The sequence below is a fragment of the Brevundimonas sp. genome, from assembly GCF_036405315.1.
Classification (GTDB): domain Bacteria; phylum Pseudomonadota; class Alphaproteobacteria; order Caulobacterales; family Caulobacteraceae; genus Brevundimonas.
This window is the reverse complement of the sequence record NZ_DASWXW010000027.1, coordinates 31,253-48,587: the sequence shown is the minus strand read 5'-3', so window position 1 is coordinate 48,587 and position 17,335 is coordinate 31,253. Positions and strand designations below refer to the sequence as shown.

Sequence of the window (17,335 nt, the reverse complement as noted above, 5' to 3'; positions counted from 1 at the left end):
GGACGACGCGCTGACGCTCTACCGCCTCGGCCGCCTCCTGGCGAGGAGAGGCGACCACGCCGAAGCGGCGCCGCTGTTCTCCCGCTCGGTGGCGATCGAGCCCTGGGGCGAGAACGCCTGGATGAAGCTGGCGCTGTCGCTCCAAGCTCTGGGAGACGACGCCGCGGCGCTCAAAGCCTGTCGCGAGGTCGTCCGCTTGCAGCCTGAGAATGAAGAGGCCAAGCGGCTGATCCTGCAACTTGTGCTTTCGACCCAACGGGCGCCGGCCGCAATCAGGCTGTCGTCGGGTCAACCCGCCGGGGTCGCGTTCAGCGGCGGCCCGACTCCCGACTGGATGCGGATCGGGCCGGCGGGCTGGGGCGCCCCTCAAACCGGCGTTGCGCCCGCACGCCCCTGAGGCGCGCGCCCGCCAAGAATGGCCTTCCCTGACGGACGCGCCAGGCGGCCGCCGGGGATTCGGCGACCTCCATCACAGGGCGGAAGACCGCGCGCACCATGACGCCCCCGACGCGGCGGCGAAGCACCGCGCTGAGCAGCTTCCTTCGAGCGCCCCACTCGCGGCCAAAACCCGACAAACCGTCACCCAAAAGTCTCATTGCATCGTAATTGCGTCGCCCCGCGGCCATAATTCTTGCCGTTACGTCCGCGAGCGACGATTGAGCTACGGCGGCAAAGGCGCCGTTTACCCGGACGCAGCTCCGGGAGGGGAAATATAAAATGTCCACAATCAAATCCCGGCTCATGAGCACGACCCTGATCGCGGGCCTAACGGCCGCTGCCGCGATCGGCGCGGCTCCGGTCGCCGCATCGGCTCAGACCCAGGAACAGGCGACCAACGTCGGCGAGATCGTCGTCACCGGCTCGCGCATCCGTCGCAGCCCGACCAACTCGCCCACGCCCCTGATCCAGATCGGTCAGGAAGAGCTGCTGCAGTCGGGCGAAGTCAACGTCATCGACTTCCTGGCCGACATCCCCGCCCTGTCGACGTCGCAGGTGCCGGAAGACACCACGGGTTCGAACCTGAACGACGGCGGCCTGTCGCTGCTGAGCCTGCGCGCCCTGGGCGCCGTTCGCACCCTGGTCCTGGTTGACGGCCGTCGTCACGTCGGTTCGAGCCCCGGCTCGCTGGCGGTCGACGTCGACACCATCCCGCGCCTGCTGGTCGCCAGCACGGAAGTCATCACCGGCGGCGCCGCCGCCGTCTACGGCGCCGACGCCGTCTCCGGCGTGGTCAACTTCATCCAGCGCAAGGACTTCGACGGTCTGGAGATCGACGGCTCGATCGCCGAGATCAACCAGGACCACCAACTGAGCCAGCGCCTCTCGGTCCTGTGGGGCCAGAACCTGATGGACGGCCGCCTGAACTACTATGTGTCGGGCGAGTACCAGCGTAATGACGAGGTTCTGGACTCCGACGTCGATTGGCGCCGTGAATCCTGGGCCCTGATCGGCAACGACGCCGACCCGTCCAGCGCCCCCTCGGACGGCGTGCCGGACCAGATCCTGATCCGCGACGCCCGCACCTACATTCGCGGCACCAACTTCGGCGGCGTGACCATCCTGTCGACCGGCACCAAGCCCAGCGCCGCCAACGACCCCGACGTGCCGTTCCAGACCTGCTCGGCCACGACCTTCTCGGCCAACTGCTTCTCGCTGGCGCCGTCGAACCGTCTGGACAACTCCTACCTCTATAATGATCAGGGCCAGTCGCGCCCTGTCACCTTCGGCTCGATCCGTCAGGGCACCGGCTTCAGCCGCACCACCAGCAACGGCGGCGAAGGCCAGGTCTCGAACACCGAACAGGGCCAGGCCAGCCGTCTGCCGGAATCGGAGAACTATCGCTTCCAGACCGGCCTGAACTTCGACATCACCGACCGGGTCAGCCTGTTCGCCGAAGCCAAGTACGTCGAGGAAGAAACCTACGACGCCGGCCAGCGCGTCTTCCACGACTTCAACATCCGCAGCCTGGCCGCCAACACCGTCGGCGCCATCACGGCGACCTCGGCCTTCGAAATCGGCCTGGACAACGCCTACCTGCCGGCTGACGTGCGTCAGGCGATCACCAACAACCGCCGCGACATCTTCAACTCGGCCGGCGTCGTCACCAGCACGGTCGCCGACGCCCGCGCCCAGCACAAGCTGTACGGCCCGGCCCGTAACCAGCAGAACACCCGCGACCTGCAACGCTACGTCGTCGGCCTGCGCGGCGACATGGGCGACATCGGCTTCGTCAAGGACGTCAACTGGGAAGCCGGTTACACCTATGGCGAGATGAACAACTCGAACCGCGAACTGGGCGTGGACGTGGTCCGCTACCAGGCTGCGGCCGACGCCGTCGTCGACGTCGCGGGCAAGGTCCACGGCAAGCCGGGCGAAATCGTCTGCCGCGTGCAACTGATGAAGGCCAACGGCGTCGCCGTGCCGGACGCCGTCATCGGCGGCGTCACCTACTCGCGTCAGGGCGCCGTGATCGACGACTGCTCGCCGGTCCGCGTCTTCGGCCCGAACGGCTTCACCCAGCAAGGCCTGGACTACCTGCAGGCCGCCGTCACGGTGACTGACCAGAACAAGCAGCACGATTTCATGGCCTACACCTCGGGCAAGCTGTGGGACTTCTGGGGCGCCGGCCCGATCGGCGCGTCGATCGGCTATGAATACCGCAAGGAAATCACCAGCGGCACGGGCCGCGACCGCGACACCGCCGGCCGCTTCCTGTTCCTGAACGCCGGCCCTGACTTCGAAGAAGCCAGCTACGACACCAACGACGTCTTCGCCGAAGTCAGCATCCCGCTGTTCCGCGACAGCTTCCTGGGCAAGTCGGCTGAAATCAGCGGCGCCTATCGCTTCTCGGACTACTCGCACGTCGGTCAGCAAGAGACCTACAGCGGCCAGTTCCAGTGGCGCCCGGTCGATCAGTTCATGTTCCGCGCCACGACCGCCACGGCGATCCGCGTGCCGAACCTGGGCGAAACCAATGAACCGCTGGGCCAGACCTTCGCCAACGGCTTCAGCGACCCCTGCTCGGCCACGGTCATCAACAACCTGGCCGACCGTTCGATCGCCGCCAACCGCATCGCCAACTGCGGCGCTCTGGCCAAGGCCGCCGGCCTGAACCTGAACTTCGCCGACGCCTCGGCCTCCAACGCCTACCTGCCCAACTACGGCAGCGGCTCGGTGTCGGGTCTGGCGGGCGGCAACCCCTTCCTGAAGCCCGAAACCTCGGAAAGCTTCACGGTCGGCGGCGTCTGGACGCCGGACTATCTGCTGCCGAACTTCTCGCTGGTCCTCGACTACTATGACATCGAGATCAACGACGCGATCTCCTCCGTGACCGCCCAGCAAGCCGCCAACCAGTGCGTGAACGGCGACTCGGTCAACGTCGGTGCCTGCGCCACCCAGACCCGCGACCCGTCCAGCTTCCAGGTGACGAGCTTCATCCAGGGCTCGCTGAACTATGCGGCGCTGACGGCCAAGGGCGTGGACTTCACCGCCAGCTACCGCACCGATCTGCCGGAATTCATGGGCCGCAACTGGGGCACGTTCAGCCACTCGATCCGCGGCAACTGGCTGATCGAGCAGCATGACTTCGTCAACATTGTCGATCCGACCGACTCGTCGGACTTCGAAGACACTGTCGGCATGCCGCGCGTGCGCTTCCTGTCGACCGTCACCTGGGCGCCCGTCGACACCCTGGCCTTCACCTGGGACTGGGACTGGCAAGCCAGCCAGGAAATCCTCGACAAGGACAACCTGGTCGCCAACCCCGACCTGTATGAAACCGCCAAGTACCTGGAAACGGGCGACTTCTCGCAGCACGACTTCTCGGTGCGCTGGGCCGCTCGCGACAACCTGACGGTTCGCGCCGGCGTCGTGAACGCCTTCGACGCCGAGCCGGCGCGCTGGCTGGGCAATACGACGGCCGACAACTTCGACCTGTTCGGACGTCGCTTCTTCCTGAGCCTGAACTACCGTCCGTTCTAAGCCTCAGGGCCTGAACGGAAGAGGGGCGGCGGACTTCGGTCCGCCGCCCCTTTTTGCATTCTGGGCCCGGCCCGACTTCGACTGCTTGATCAAGAGCGTGCAAAACGCTCATAATATCGATCAGCGCGAACACAAAATCAGTGACTTGAGCCCTGCCCATAAAGGGCTTGTTGCGTAATCGATAATTGTGCCCACTGCTGGTTCAGCGTTCGCAGCGGCGATCCGCGATGATGGTGAGCACGGATTGATGGTCGCGCCCTTCCCTACCGATCAGGTCTTCATCGACGGCCAATGGCGCACGCCCGCCGGCGGCGGCGCCCTGCCCATAGAGAACCCCTCCACCGGCGAACCGATGGGGATGCTGGCGGCCGGCGGGGCCGCAGACGTCGACGCGGCGGTGCGTGCGGCGCGCGGCGCTCTCAATGGTCCCTGGGGGCGGATGACGGCGGCGGAGCGCGGACGGGTGCTGGCCCGCATGGGGCGCGAGGTCGAGGCCCGCATCGACATGCTGGCGCAATTGGAGGCCCTGGACGTCGGCAAGCCGCTGAAACAGGCCCGGGCCGATGTGCTCGCCCTGGCGCGCTATCTGGAGTTCTACGCAGGGGCGGCGGACAAGCTGCACGGCGAGACCATCCCCTTCCTGGACGGCTACACTGTCTACACCCTGCGCGAGCCGCACGGGGTGACGGGGCACATCATCCCCTGGAACTATCCGATGCAGATCATCGGCCGGTCCGTGGTCGCCGCCTTGGCGGTCGGCAACGCCGTGGTGCTGAAGCCCGCCGAACAGGCGTCGATGACCGCCCTGGCCTTTGCTCACATCGCCGCCGACTGCGGCCTGCCCGCCGGCGCCCTGAACGTCGTGACCGGCACGGGGGCAGAGGCGGGCGCGGCGCTAGCCGCTCATCCGGGGATCAACCATCTGTCCTTCACCGGCTCGACCGGGGTGGGCGTGGCCATCCAGCAGGCGGCGGCGCTGAACGCCGTGCCGGTGACGCTGGAGCTGGGCGGCAAGTCGCCCCAGCTGGTGTTCGACGACGCCGATCTGGACAAGGCCCTGCCCTTCCTCGTCAACGCGGGGATCCAGAACGCGGGCCAGACCTGCTCGGCGGGCTCGCGCGTCCTGGTGCAACGCGGCGTCCATGAAGAGGTGATCGCGCGGATGAGCGAACGCTATCGCGCGCTCAGGGTCGGCGCCGCCATCGACGACCGCGACCTGGGCCCCCTGATCTCGGCCAAGCAGAAGGCCATGGTGGACCGCTATCTGGACCTCGGCGCGCAGGCCCGCCTGATCGCGGCCCAGGGCGAGATCGTCGCCGACGCCCCCGCGGGCGGCCACTATGTGCGCCCCACCCTGTTCGCGGGCGTGGCCCCGGATCACCCGCTGGCGCAGGAAGAGATCTTCGGCCCCGCCGTCGTCGTCATCCCCTTCGACACCGAGGAGGACGCGGTCGCCATCGCCAACGGCACCGACTACGGCCTGGTCGCCGGGGTCTGGACCGCCGACGGCGGGCGGCAGATGCGGCTGGCGAAACGCCTGCGGGCCGGACAGGTCTTCATCAACAACTACGGCGCGGCGGGCGGGGTTGAACTGCCCTTCGGCGGCGTCGGCAAGTCGGGCCACGGTCGCGAGAAAGGGTTCGAGGCGCTCTACGCCTTCACCACCCTGAAGACCGTCGCGGCCCATCACGGATAGGGAGTAGGCGTCTTGGGGGAGAACAGATCGAAGCGGCTGGAGGGCAAGCGAGCGATCGTCACGGGCGGAGCCTCCGGCTTCGGCGCCGGCATCGCGCGCCGCTTCACCGAGGAAGGCGCCCGCGTCATCGTCGCCGACCTGAACGGCGACGCGGCGCGCGCCCTGGCCGCTGAACTGGGTGACGCCGAGCTGGGCCTGGCCGTCGACGTGTCCAGCGCCGCCGACGTCGCCGCCCTGGCCGAGACGGCCAACCGCCTGCTGGGCGGAATCGACATCGTGGTCAACAACGCCGGCGTCGGCCACACGCCCCAGCCGCTGGACGAACTGTCGGACGAGGCCTTCGACCGCATCGCCAACGTCAACATGCGCGCCATCTATCTCATGTCGAAGGCCTTCGTGCCGGGCATGAAGGCGCAAGGCGCAGGCGCCATCCTGAACATCGCCTCGACCGGCGGGGTCAGCCCCCGGCCCAACCTGACCTGGTACAACGCCTCCAAGGGCTGGGTCATCACGGCGACGCGGGCGATGGCGGTCGAGCTGGCGCCCTTCCAGGTGCGGGTGAACGCCCTCAACCCGGTGGCGGGCGACACTCCCCTGCTGAAGACCTTCATGGGCGCCGACACGCCCGAGGTGCGGGCCAGGTTCCTGGCCTCCATCCCCATCGGCCGCTTCTCGACGCCCGAGGACATGGGGGCCGCCGCCGCCTTCCTCTGTTCGGACGACGCCTCGATGATCACCGGCGTGGCGATGGAGGTGGACGGTGGCCGCTGCATCTGACCGCGTGTTCAAGCTGCTGGTCCTGCCTGGCGACGGCATCGGGCCCGAGATCATCCGCGAGACCCTGCGCGTCGTCGACTGGTTCAGCCGGAACGCCGGGTTGCGAATTGAACTGAGCGAGGGATTGGCCGGGGGCGCCAGCATCGACGCCGTGGGCGCGCCCATCGCGGATGATGTCGTGCAGCAGGCCCTGGCCTCCGACGCCGTCCTGTTCGGCGCGGTCGGCGGGCCCAAGTGGGACCACCTGCCCCGCGCCCAGCGGCCCGAGATGGGCATCCTGCGCCTGCGTCAGGCCCTGGACCTCTACGCCAACCTGCGCCCCGCCGTCTGCTTCGACGAATTGCGGGACGCCTCGGCGCTGAAGCCCGAACTGATCCGGGGCCTCGACATCATGATCGTGCGCGAGGCCACGGCGGGCGTCTATTTCAGCCTGCCCCGCGCCAACGAGGTCGATGCGGACGGCCAGCGCCGCGCCTATGACACCCAGGCCTATACCGAAGCCGAGATCGCCCGCGTCTGCCGCGTCGCCTTCGAGATCGCGCGTGGTCGACAGCGCCGTGTCTGCTCGGTGGACAAGGCCAATGTCATGGAGACGGGCGCCCTGTGGCGGGCCGTGGCGACCGAGGTCGCCGCCGACTATCCCGACGTGGAGCTGTCGCACATGTACGCCGACAACTGCGCCATGCAGTTGGTGCGGCGACCGGATCAGTTCGATGTCATCGTCACCGACAACCTGTTCGGCGACATCCTGTCGGACGCCGCGGCGGCCCTGACCGGATCTCTGGGCCTGCTGCCCTCGGCCTCCCTGTCCGGCCTCGGTCAGGGCGGGCGCAGCCGGGGCCTGTACGAGCCGATCCACGGCTCGGCGCCGGACATCGCCGGGCAAGGCGTCGCCAATCCCATCGCGACCATCCTGTCCTTCGCCCTGTGCCTGCGCTGGTCGTTCGACCGGGCGGACCTGGCCGATGCGCTGGAGCGCGCCGTGCGACGGGTCGTGTCCAGCGGCGTGCGCACCCCCGACATCGCGGCGCCGGGCGTCGCCCCCGTCTCCACCCTTCAGATGACCGACGCGGTTCTGGCCGCGCTGGACGCCCAGTTCGCGTGAGGATCGACCGATGAGCGCCCCCACCTTGCAGACCGTCATGGACCTGATCGACGGCCGCACCGACGAACTGGTCGCCCTGACCCAGGACCTGATCCGCTTTCCCACCGTCAACCCGCCGGGCGAGGCCTATCGCCCCTGCGCCGAATACATCGGCGAGCGGCTGAAGAAGCGCGGCTTCACCGTCGAATATGTGCGCGGCGAAGGCTCGCCCGGCGACAGCGACGCCTATCCCCGCACCAACGTCATCGCCCGCTGGACCGGCTCTGAACCGGGGCCTTGCGTCCACTTCAACAGCCACATCGACGTGGTCGAGGTCGGCGCCGGCTGGACCGTCGATCCCTTCGGCGGCGAGGTGAAGGACGGCCGCGTCTATGGCCGGGGCGCCTGCGACATGAAGGGCGGGCTGGCCGCCTCCATCATCGCCGTCGAGGCCCTGATCGATTCCGGCCTGCCCCTGCCCGGCGCGCTGGAGATTTCCGGCACGGTGGACGAGGAATCGGGCGGCTACGGCGGCGTCGCCTATCTGGCCGAGCGTGGCTGGTTCTCCACCCCGCGCGTCGATCACGTCATCATCCCCGAGCCGCTGAACGTGGACCGGGTCTGCATAGGCCACCGCGGCGTCTGGTGGGCCGAGATCGAGACCAAGGGGCGCATCGCCCACGGCTCCATGCCCTTCCTCGGCGACTCGGCCATCCGCCACATGGGCGCAGTGATGGAAGAGTTCGAATCCAAGCTCTATCCCGCCATGGCCGCCCGCCGCTCCGACATGCCCGTCGTACCCGAAGGCGCGCGTCAGTCGACGATGAACATCAACTCGATCCACGGCGGTCAGGCCGAGGGCTTCGACGGCCTGCCCGCCCCCTGCGTGGCCGATTCCAGCCGCATGATCATCGACCGCCGCTTCCTGATCGAAGAGACGCTGGACGACGTGAAGGGCGAGGTGAAGGCCATCCTCGACGGGTTGGCCGCCCAGCGTCACGGCTTCCGCTACGAGATGCGCGACCTGTTCGAGGTGGCCCCCAGCATGGCCGACCGCGACGGGCCGGTGGCCAGCACCACCGCCGCCGCCATCGAGACGGTGCTGGGCAAGAAGGCCCAGTTCGTCTGCTCGCCCGGCACCTATGACCAGAAGCACATCGACCGCATCGGCAAGCTGAAGGACTGCATCGCCTATGGTCCCGGCGTGCTGGACCTGGCGCACCAGCCCGACGAATGGGTCGGCATCGACGACATGACCAATTCGGCCAAGGTCATGGCCCGCGCGGCCTATGACCTGCTGACCCGCAAGCGAGGATGAGCGACATGGCGCGCGGAGACGGGGACGACGGCGACAACATCATCGGTCCGCGCCTGCGGGCGCTGCGGGACCGGCTGGGCCTGTCGCAACGGGCGCTGGCGCGAAAGGCGGGGGTGCCGTCCAGCACCGTCAGCCTGGTGGAAAGCGGCCGCACCAGCCCCTCGGTCGGCTCGCTGAAACGCCTGCTGGACGCCGCCGGCGTGTCGCTGGGCGAGTTTTTCAGCTCGGACTTCGAAGCCCCGACCAAATACTTCTATCGCCACGACGAACTGACCGACATCTCACGCGGCGAGGTCTCCTACCGTCAACTCGGCTCGGGCCAGGACAGCAGCCTGCAGATCCTGCACGAGACCTATCAGCCGGGGTCCGACAGCGGACGGGTCATGCTGTCTCATGAAGGCGAGGAAGGCGGCCTGATCATATCGGGCCGCCTCGAAGTCACCGTGGACGGTCAGGCTCGCGTGCTGAAAGCCGGCGACGGCTACCTGTTCCCCAGCACCCTGCCGCATCGGTTCCGCAACGTCGGCGACTGCCCCTGCGTCGTCATCAGCGCCTGCACGCCGCCGACCTTCTGACAGCCGCGTTGCGAATGATCGGAATACTGAGCAACAGATTTAATTTTCCAAATCTCTCAGCGCCTTGGTGAACCAAAGAAACAGGCTTGCGAGAAAACGGACTTCGTCAGCTACTGCGTGCGCGAAATGAGTTCGGCACGGGGAGGTGACGACACAAGGTTGCGCCTTGCTGCATTGCACAACCGCATAATGCCAGAGATACAAAGGACATGGTGAACTGAGCCTGTGCCCAGTTCGCACTCGCAACGAGTCCGCTGAAGAACGGTTCGGGCGAGAACATCGGGAGGGATGAGGCGATGAATCGTCTGTTGGTCAGCGTATCCGCCGGGGCGCTCGCAGCCCTGTGTTCCACCACCGCCATGGCTCAACAGGCGCCGCCTGGACAGGCCACGACGGTCGACGAGGTCATCGTCACCGCCCAGCGCCGCGAACAGGCGGCCCAGGACGTCGGCATCGCCCTCAGCGTTCTCAGCGGCGAGAGCCTGACGCAGCAGGGCATCACCAACGTCAACCAGCTTCAGAACGCCACGCCCAACCTGGAGGTCGAACCGGCCTTCGGCGGCGGCGCGGCCCAGTTCCGCATGCGCGGCGTCGGTTTCCAGGACTACGCCTCGAACAACTCGCCCACAGTCGGCGTCTATGTGAACGAGGTCGCCTATCCGGTCCCGGTCATGACCCAGGGCCTGATCTTCGACATCGACCGGGTCGAGGTCCTGCGCGGACCGCAAGGCACCCTCTACGGCCGCAACACCACCGGCGGCGCCATCAGCTTCGTCACCAAGCGCCCGACCGAGGACCTGTCGGCCGGCCTGATGACCGAATGGGGCAGCCACGACCAGTTCCGAGCCGAAGGCCATGCCTCGGGCCCGCTGGCCGGCGGCCTGCGCGGCCGCCTGGCCGTCTCGACCGAACAGGGCGGCGCCTGGCAGCACAACCGCACCACCGGCGAATCCATCGGCGACGCCGACCGCACGGGCGCCCGCGCCCTGCTGGCCTGGGATCCGACCGAGACCCTGTCCCTGCTGCTGGACGTCCACGGAGGGATCGACAAGTCCGAGAACCAGGCTCTCTACCTGTTCAGCGACCTGCGCACGCGCGGCGGAACCGGGCCGGTGATTCCCGCGGACAAGGATCACTCCAAGACCGGCTGGGGCCTGTCGCCGCGCTTCGCCGCCTCGATCGGCCGCGACGTCACGGACAAGCCGGGTCGCGACAACTCGTCCTGGGGCACGTCGCTGAACGCCAACCTGGCGCTCAAGGGCATGACCCTCACCAGCATCAGCAGCTTCGAAACCCTGGACCGCAGCGAATACGGCGACTGGGACTCCAGCGCCTCGGTCGAGGCCGACACCTTCTTCGGCAGCGACGTGGACGTGGTTTCGCAGGAACTGCGCCTGGCCTCGGACAACGACGGCGCCCTGACCTGGGTGGCGGGATTCTACTATTCCAAGCAGGACCTGAACGAGCGTTACTTCTCGGACTTCATCGACATCTACGGCACCTACGCCCAGGTGACATATGACCAGAAGGTCGAGTCCTGGAGCCTGTTCGGCCAGGCGGAATACGCCTTCGCCGAACGCTGGAAAGCCATCCTGGGCCTGCGCTACGAGGAGGAAACGCGCGAGCTTGAAGGCTTCGGCTCGGCCTTCGGCGGCGCCACCGCGCTGCCCCCGACCAGCGTCGACACCGAGATGACGCCCCTGACCGGCAAGGCCGCGCTGGAGTTCAAACCCTCCGACAACCTGCTGATCTACGGCTCGGCCAGCCGCGGGGCCAAGTCGGGCGGCTTCACCACCTACAACACCGGGAACCGCAGCGGCATCGAGCCCTTCAACCCGGAAATCCTCTGGGCCTACGAGGTCGGCTTCAAGGCCGATCCCTCGCGGGCGCTGCAGATCAACGGCGCGGCCTACTACTACGACTACACTGACCAGCAGGTGCTGTCGGCGGTCTGGGGCGCCAACGGGCCGGTCGGGCGCTTCACCAATGTGCCGTCCTCGCACATCTGGGGCGCCGAGCTGGAGGCCGTGCTGAAGCCGGTCCAGGGCCTGCGGATCGGCCAGTCGCTGAGTTACAAATCCGGCGAGTACGATGAGTACGAAGCCCTGGACGTGCCCGCCTCGCGCGCGGCGAACCAGGCGATCTTTGTCGACAAGGCCGGCGACCCGATCCTGTTCCCCAAATGGAGCTACGCCGGGTCGGCCAGCTATGACTGGATGGTCAGCGGCTTCGCCGTCACGGCCGAGGCCAACTACAGCTACCGCGACGACTATCCCTCGTGGCTGGGCGCCAAGTACGACGTCGAGGGCTACTGGCTGGCCAACGCCAGCGTGACCGTCGGCCCCGAAGCCGCCAACTGGTCCGTCACCTTCTGGGCGCGCAACCTGTTTGATCAGGAATACGACCTGACACGCAACTTCTTCACCAGCGCCGACATCGCCCAGCCGGGTCGGCCGCGCACCATCGGCGCGCGCCTCAGCTTGCAATACTGAACGCGCCTTCGGGCTGGAAGGATCTCCGTCCGCCTTCCAGCCCGCCTTCCCTTGATCGGGGCGCCCACGATCCTGATCGCCGACCGCCCTATTGACGGAAAATCAGTCACTTAGGGCGCGCGAATAACAGACTTCCCATCGCCCTCCATTCATCCGCTACTGGCCGCTCTGAAAGGATGCATGCATGACCGCACGGGCCGCCAACGACCTTGATCCCTTCTGGATGCCGTTCACCGCGAACCGCAGCTTCAAGGCGCATCCGCGGCTGCTGGCCTCGGCCAAGGACATGCATTACTTCACGCCGGACGGTCGCCCGATCCTCGACGGCACGGCAGGCCTGTGGTGCGTCAACGCCGGCCACGCCCGCCGCCCCATCGTCGAGGCCATTCAGCGTCAGGCCGAGGTTCTGGACTATGCTCCGACCTTCCAGCTGGGCCATCCGCTGGCGTTCGAACTGGCCGCGCGCCTGGGCATGCTCTTCCCGGCCGACATCGACCATGTCTTCTTCGCCGGCTCGGGCTCCGAAGGCGTCGACACCGCCCTGAAGATCGCCCTGGCCTATCAGCAGGCGAAGGGACAGCCCGAACGCACCCGCCTGATCGGTCGGCAAAAAGGCTATCACGGCGTCGGTTTCGGCGGCATTTCCGTGGGCGGGCTGGAGAACAACCGCCGCGGCTTCCCGACCCTGCCGGGCGTCGACCACCTGTCGCACACGCTGAACCTGGAGGAAGCCGCCTTTTCGCGCGGCCAGCCGGCCTGGGGCGCGCATCTGGCCGACGAACTGGAATCCCTGATCTGGTCGCATGGGCCGGAGACCATCGCCGCCGTCATCGTCGAGCCCCTGTCGGGGTCGGCGGGCGTGATCGTGCCTCCCGTCGGCTATCTGGAGCGACTGCGCGAGATCACGCGGCGACACGGCATCCTGCTGATCTTCGACGAAGTCATCACCGGCTTCGGCCGCATCGGCGGGGCCACGGCGTCCGAGACCCTGGGCGTCATTCCCGACCTGCTGGTCTGCGCCAAGGGACTGACCAACGGCGCCGTGCCGATGGGCGCGGTCGGGGTGCGCGGCGAAATCCATGACGCCATTGTCAAGGACGCCGCCGCGCCCGGCATCGAGTTCTTCCACGGCTACACCTATTCCGGCCACCCGCTGGCCGCCGCCGCCGGTCTGGCGACGCTGGACGTCTATGAGAGCGAAGGCCTGTTCCAGCGCGCTGCGGACACGGCGCCCTATTGGGAAGACGCGGTGCACGCTCTGAAGGGGCTGCCGCACGTCATCGACATCCGCAACCTGGGCATGGTCGCCGCCGTCGAGCTGGCGCCGCGCCCGGACGCGCCCGGCGCACGCGCCATGGACGTGTTCCATACGGCCTTCAACGAAGGAATTCTGATCCGAGTGACGGGAGATGTCATCGCCCTGTCGCCTCCGCTGATTATCAGCCGCGCGCAGATCGATGAGTTGATCGATCACTTGTCACAGATCATTCGCCGCACGCCTTAAATCCAGGCTCGACGAAAAGGGGGATAACATGAATAGATTACTGCTTGGCGCTTCCGTCAGCATCCTGACGATTGCCGCATCGTCGGCCGCAAATGCTCAATCTGCTTCCAACAATACTCAGCAAGTAACGACGGTTGGTGAAATCATCGTCACCGCCCAGCGTCGCGAACAGGCCAGCCAGGATGTCGGCGTTTCGCTGAGCGTCGTCGGCGGCGAGCAACTGGACGAAAAAGGCATCTCGGTCGTCAACGACCTCGAGAACGCCGTCCCCAACATGGAGGTCGACAGCCAGTTCGGCGGCGGCCAGCCCCAGTTCCGCATCCGCGGCATCGGCGCGCGCGAATACTCCTCGAACAACGCCTCGACCGTCGGCATCTACGTCGATGAAGTCGCCCACCCCTATACGGTGACGACCCAGGGCGCCCTGTTCGACATCGCCCGGATGGAAGTGCTGCGCGGCCCGCAGGGCACCCTCTACGGCCGCAACACCACCGGCGGCGCGGTCAACATCATCACCAACGCCCCGACCGCCGATTTCGGCGCCGGCTTCAACGCCGAATACGGCAGCTTCGATCGCATGAAGGTCGAAGGTTACGTCTCGGGCCAGATCGCGCCCAACCTGCTGGGCCGCCTGGCCGCCGTCACCGAACAGGGCGGCGCCTGGCAATACAACCGCGACACCGGCGAGAAGCTGGGCGACCTCGACAAGACCGCCATCCGCGGCCGCCTGACCTGGGACGCCAGCGAGGCCGTCACCGTCGATCTGGCCGCCACCTATTCGGTGGACAAGTCGGACGGCCGCGGCTTCCGCCTGCTGGGCCCGTACACGGTCTCGGGCAACAGCGTGACCTATCCCAAGGACACCGCCTGGCGGATCACCGGCTGGGGCATCTCGCCGGCGATGGCCGCCGTGGCCGGGGTCGGCCTGAACGCCAAGCCCTTCCGCGACAACGACGGCTTCGACCTCAGCGCCCGCATCAAGGCCGACCTGGGCTGGGCCGACCTGACGTCCATCACCGCCTACCAGACCTTCTCGCGCAGCGAGTTCAACGACTGGGACAGCACCCGCTTCAACGAGTCCAACGTCTTCTTCTACAACGACATCGACGTCTTCGCTCAGGAACTGCGCCTCAGCTCCAACGGCGACGGCAGGCTCAGCTGGATGGTCGGCGCCCACTACGCCGATGAAAGCATCGACGGCGGCTTCTACACCAACTTCCGGGGCAACCCGAACCTGATCAACACCGGCTACGGCCAGTCGGTGTCGGCCTTCGGCGTCTTCACCCACAATTCCTATCAGGTGAACGACAAGCTGAACCTGATCGCCGGCCTGCGCTGGGAGACGGAGGAGCGGACCCTGGACAGCGGCGGCACCTTCGTCGCCCCCAACCCGCCGCCCGCGACCAAGTCCTACGACACCGACCTGAACGAGGTCTCGGGCCGCCTGGGACTGGAATACAAGCTGACGGACGACGCCCTCTTCTACGCCAGCGTGGCGCGCGGGGTGAAGTCGGGCGGTTTCACCACCTACAACGCGACCTCGGCGACCCCGTTCAAGCCGGAGATCGTCATCGCCTATGAGACCGGGATCAAGTCGGACCTGTTCGACCGTCGCCTGCGTCTGAACGGCGCCCTGTTCTACTACGACTACAAGGACCAGCAGGTTCAGGGGCTGGAATACGACCGTCTGACCGGGCGCCTGGGCAAGATCACCAACGTGCCCAAGTCGCACATCTACGGCGGTGAAATCGAGCTGACCTGGGTGCCGCTGGACGGCCTGACCATCAGCCAGAACATCGGCTACAAGACCGGCGAATACGACGAATACTTCGCCATCGACGGCGCCAAGACCGACGCCGCCAACCCCAAGGACGGCCCCTGGGACGTCATCATCACCAACGACCGCTCGGGCGAACGCCTGTCCTTCCCCAAGATGAACTACGGCGGCTCGATCGCCTATGACTGGGAAATGGCCGGCTGGGATCTGCGCGCCGAGACCAACTACAACTATCGCGACGAGCTCTATTCGGTCAGCTCCTCGTCGATCATCGACGCCTACTGGCTGTGGAACGCCAACTTCAGCGTCGCCCCGACCGGCGCCAACTGGCGTGTGGGCCTGTGGGGCCGCAACCTCTTCAACACCTACTACGAAGAGACCCGCAACGGCTTCAACGGCTCGGCCCGTCCGACCACCTCGCCCAGCCAGGGCCGCACCTACGGCGTGCGCCTGTCGATGGACTTCTAGTTCCTGTCTCCCCGAAGGGGCGGGCCGGCTTCGGTCGGCTCGCCCCCGCTTTTTCCCGTTTCCCGGACAGCGCGTTTCATGAGCTTCCCGTCCTCCCGCCTGGATCGCCGCGCCCTGCTGACGGGCCTGGTCGTCGCGCCGGCCGTCCTCAGCTTCGGCCGGGCTAAGGCGGGCGGCGCCTATCTGTTCCCGCTCGGCGTCGCCAGCGGCGATCCGGCCCCCGACGGCTTCGTCATCTGGACGCGTCTGGCCGCCGATCCCCTGGCGCCCGATGGTCTGGGCGGCCTGTCCGCGCCCGTACCCGTGCATTGGGAAGTCGCCGCCGACGACCAGTTCCGCCGCATCGCCGCCTCGGGCCAGGTCGTCGCCGGCGCCGAGGCCGCCCACAGCGTTCATGTCGAGGTCGCGGGCCTGCGCCCCGATCGTCCCTATTGGTATCGCTTCACCGCCCAGGGCCAGCAGAGCCCCGCCGGCCGGGCCCGCACCACGCCGTCCGCCGGCGCCCCTGTCGACAAGCTGCGCCTGGCCGTCGCCTCCTGCTCGCACTGGGAGCGCGGCTATTTCAGCGCCTACGGCCACATGGCCGACGAGGCCCCGGACCTGACCCTGTTCCTCGGCGACTACATCTATGAATACAGCCTGGGGCCGGACCGCGCCGACCAGGTGGTGCGCCCCTACAACCTCGAGGAAGCGACGAGCCTGGCGGGCTATCGCAACCGCTACGCCCTGCACCGCACCGACGCGAACCTGCAGCGCCTGCACGCCGCCGCCCCCTGCCTCGCCGTCTGGGACGACCACGAGGTTCAGGACGACTATTCCGGCGTCTGGTCCAAGGCAGCAGGCGTTTCGCCGCGCGACTTCCTGCAACGCCGCGCCGCCGCCTATCAGGCCTTCTTCGAGGCCATGCCGATCCGCCGCACCCAGCTGTCGGCGGCGATGCAGATGCCCATCCATCGCCGCGTCCGCTACGGCCAGTTGGCCGAGTTCTTCATGCTGGACGGACGCCAGTATCGCTCGAAACAGCCGTGCAGCGACGGCGCCAACGGCGGCAAGGGCCAGATTGTGGCCGACAGCACCTGCACCGACCGGCTGGACCCGTCGCGCACCTTCCTGGGGTTCGAGCAGGAACGCTGGCTCTACGACAACCTGGCCCAGTCCAAGGCGCGCTGGAACATCCTGGGCCAGAACCTGGTCATGGCGGGTCTGCGCCTCGGCGGCGCCGACGGGTCCGAGCCGCGCTACTGGACCGACACCTGGGACGGCTTCCCCGCCGCCCGCGACCGCCTCACCGGCGCCCTGGCCGCCATCAAGCCGCAGAACCCGGTCGTCCTCAGCGGCGACTACCACTCCTTCTGGACCAATGACGTCAAGGCCGACAGCCGCGATCCCGGCTCGCCCACCCTGGCCACCGAGTTCGTCGGCACCTCCATCACCTCGACCGGCCCGACCTATGACGGCCTGATGGCTGTCATGCCGAACAACCCCCAGGTCAAGTTCTTCGACAGTCGCGTGCGCGGCTATATGGCCATAGACGTAGAGCGTGACCGTATGAGCACCCGCTATCGCGCCATCTCGGACGTGCGCGATCCCAAGGCCTCGATCTCGACCCTCAAGTCCTGGGTGGTCGAGGCCGGCAAGCCGGGCGCGGTCGAAACATGATTTT

11 protein-coding genes are annotated in these 17,335 nt (G+C 67.4%); all 11 read left to right on the top strand.

Features of this window, described 5'->3' with window-relative positions:
• On the top strand, positions 1–397 hold a 397-nt coding region (locus VGE49_RS01945), incomplete at its 5' end, for a bacterial transcriptional activator domain-containing protein (RefSeq protein ID WP_331032904.1).
• Between the two features lie 344 nt (positions 398–741).
• Positions 742–3,981, top strand: a complete 3,240-nt coding sequence (locus tag VGE49_RS01940) for a TonB-dependent receptor domain-containing protein (protein ID WP_331032903.1) — start codon at positions 742–744, stop codon at positions 3,979–3,981.
• A gap of 247 nt (positions 3,982–4,228) precedes the next feature.
• On the top strand, positions 4,229–5,677 hold the full coding sequence (locus tag VGE49_RS01935; RefSeq protein ID WP_331032902.1) for an aldehyde dehydrogenase family protein: 1,449 nt from the start codon (positions 4,229–4,231) through the stop codon (positions 5,675–5,677).
• 12 nt (positions 5,678–5,689) lie between these two features.
• Complete coding sequence (locus VGE49_RS01930) at positions 5,690–6,454, top strand: glucose 1-dehydrogenase (protein ID WP_331032901.1); 765 nt, start codon at positions 5,690–5,692, stop codon at positions 6,452–6,454.
• A gap of 4 nt (positions 6,455–6,458) precedes the next feature.
• Complete coding sequence (gene leuB / locus VGE49_RS01925; RefSeq protein ID WP_331032906.1) at positions 6,459–7,559, top strand: 3-isopropylmalate dehydrogenase; 1,101 nt, start codon at positions 6,459–6,461, stop codon at positions 7,557–7,559.
• A 10-nt stretch (positions 7,560–7,569) separates the two neighbouring features.
• Positions 7,570–8,856 (top strand): acetylornithine deacetylase/succinyl-diaminopimelate desuccinylase family protein, encoded by a 1,287-nt coding sequence (locus tag VGE49_RS01920; RefSeq protein ID WP_331032900.1) that lies wholly within the window; start codon positions 7,570–7,572, stop codon positions 8,854–8,856.
• A 5-nt stretch (positions 8,857–8,861) separates the two neighbouring features.
• The gene (locus VGE49_RS01915; protein WP_331032899.1) at positions 8,862–9,431 is read left to right on the top strand and encodes a cupin domain-containing protein; all 570 of its coding nucleotides are present in this window, start codon (positions 8,862–8,864) and stop codon (positions 9,429–9,431) included.
• A gap of 296 nt (positions 9,432–9,727) precedes the next feature.
• On the top strand, positions 9,728–11,923 hold the full coding sequence (locus VGE49_RS01910) for a TonB-dependent receptor (RefSeq protein WP_331032898.1): 2,196 nt from the start codon (positions 9,728–9,730) through the stop codon (positions 11,921–11,923).
• 184 nt (positions 11,924–12,107) lie between these two features.
• Entirely contained in the window at positions 12,108–13,427 is a 1,320-nt protein-coding gene (gene aptA / locus VGE49_RS01905; protein ID WP_331032897.1) for an omega-aminotransferase AptA, read from the top strand.
• A 28-nt stretch (positions 13,428–13,455) separates the two neighbouring features.
• The gene (locus VGE49_RS01900) at positions 13,456–15,672 is read left to right on the top strand and encodes a TonB-dependent receptor (protein ID WP_331032896.1); all 2,217 of its coding nucleotides are present in this window, start codon (positions 13,456–13,458) and stop codon (positions 15,670–15,672) included.
• Between the two features lie 78 nt (positions 15,673–15,750).
• On the top strand, positions 15,751–17,331 hold the full coding sequence (locus VGE49_RS01895; protein ID WP_331032895.1) for an alkaline phosphatase D family protein: 1,581 nt from the start codon (positions 15,751–15,753) through the stop codon (positions 17,329–17,331).
• Positions 17,332–17,335: the final 4 nt, after the last annotated feature.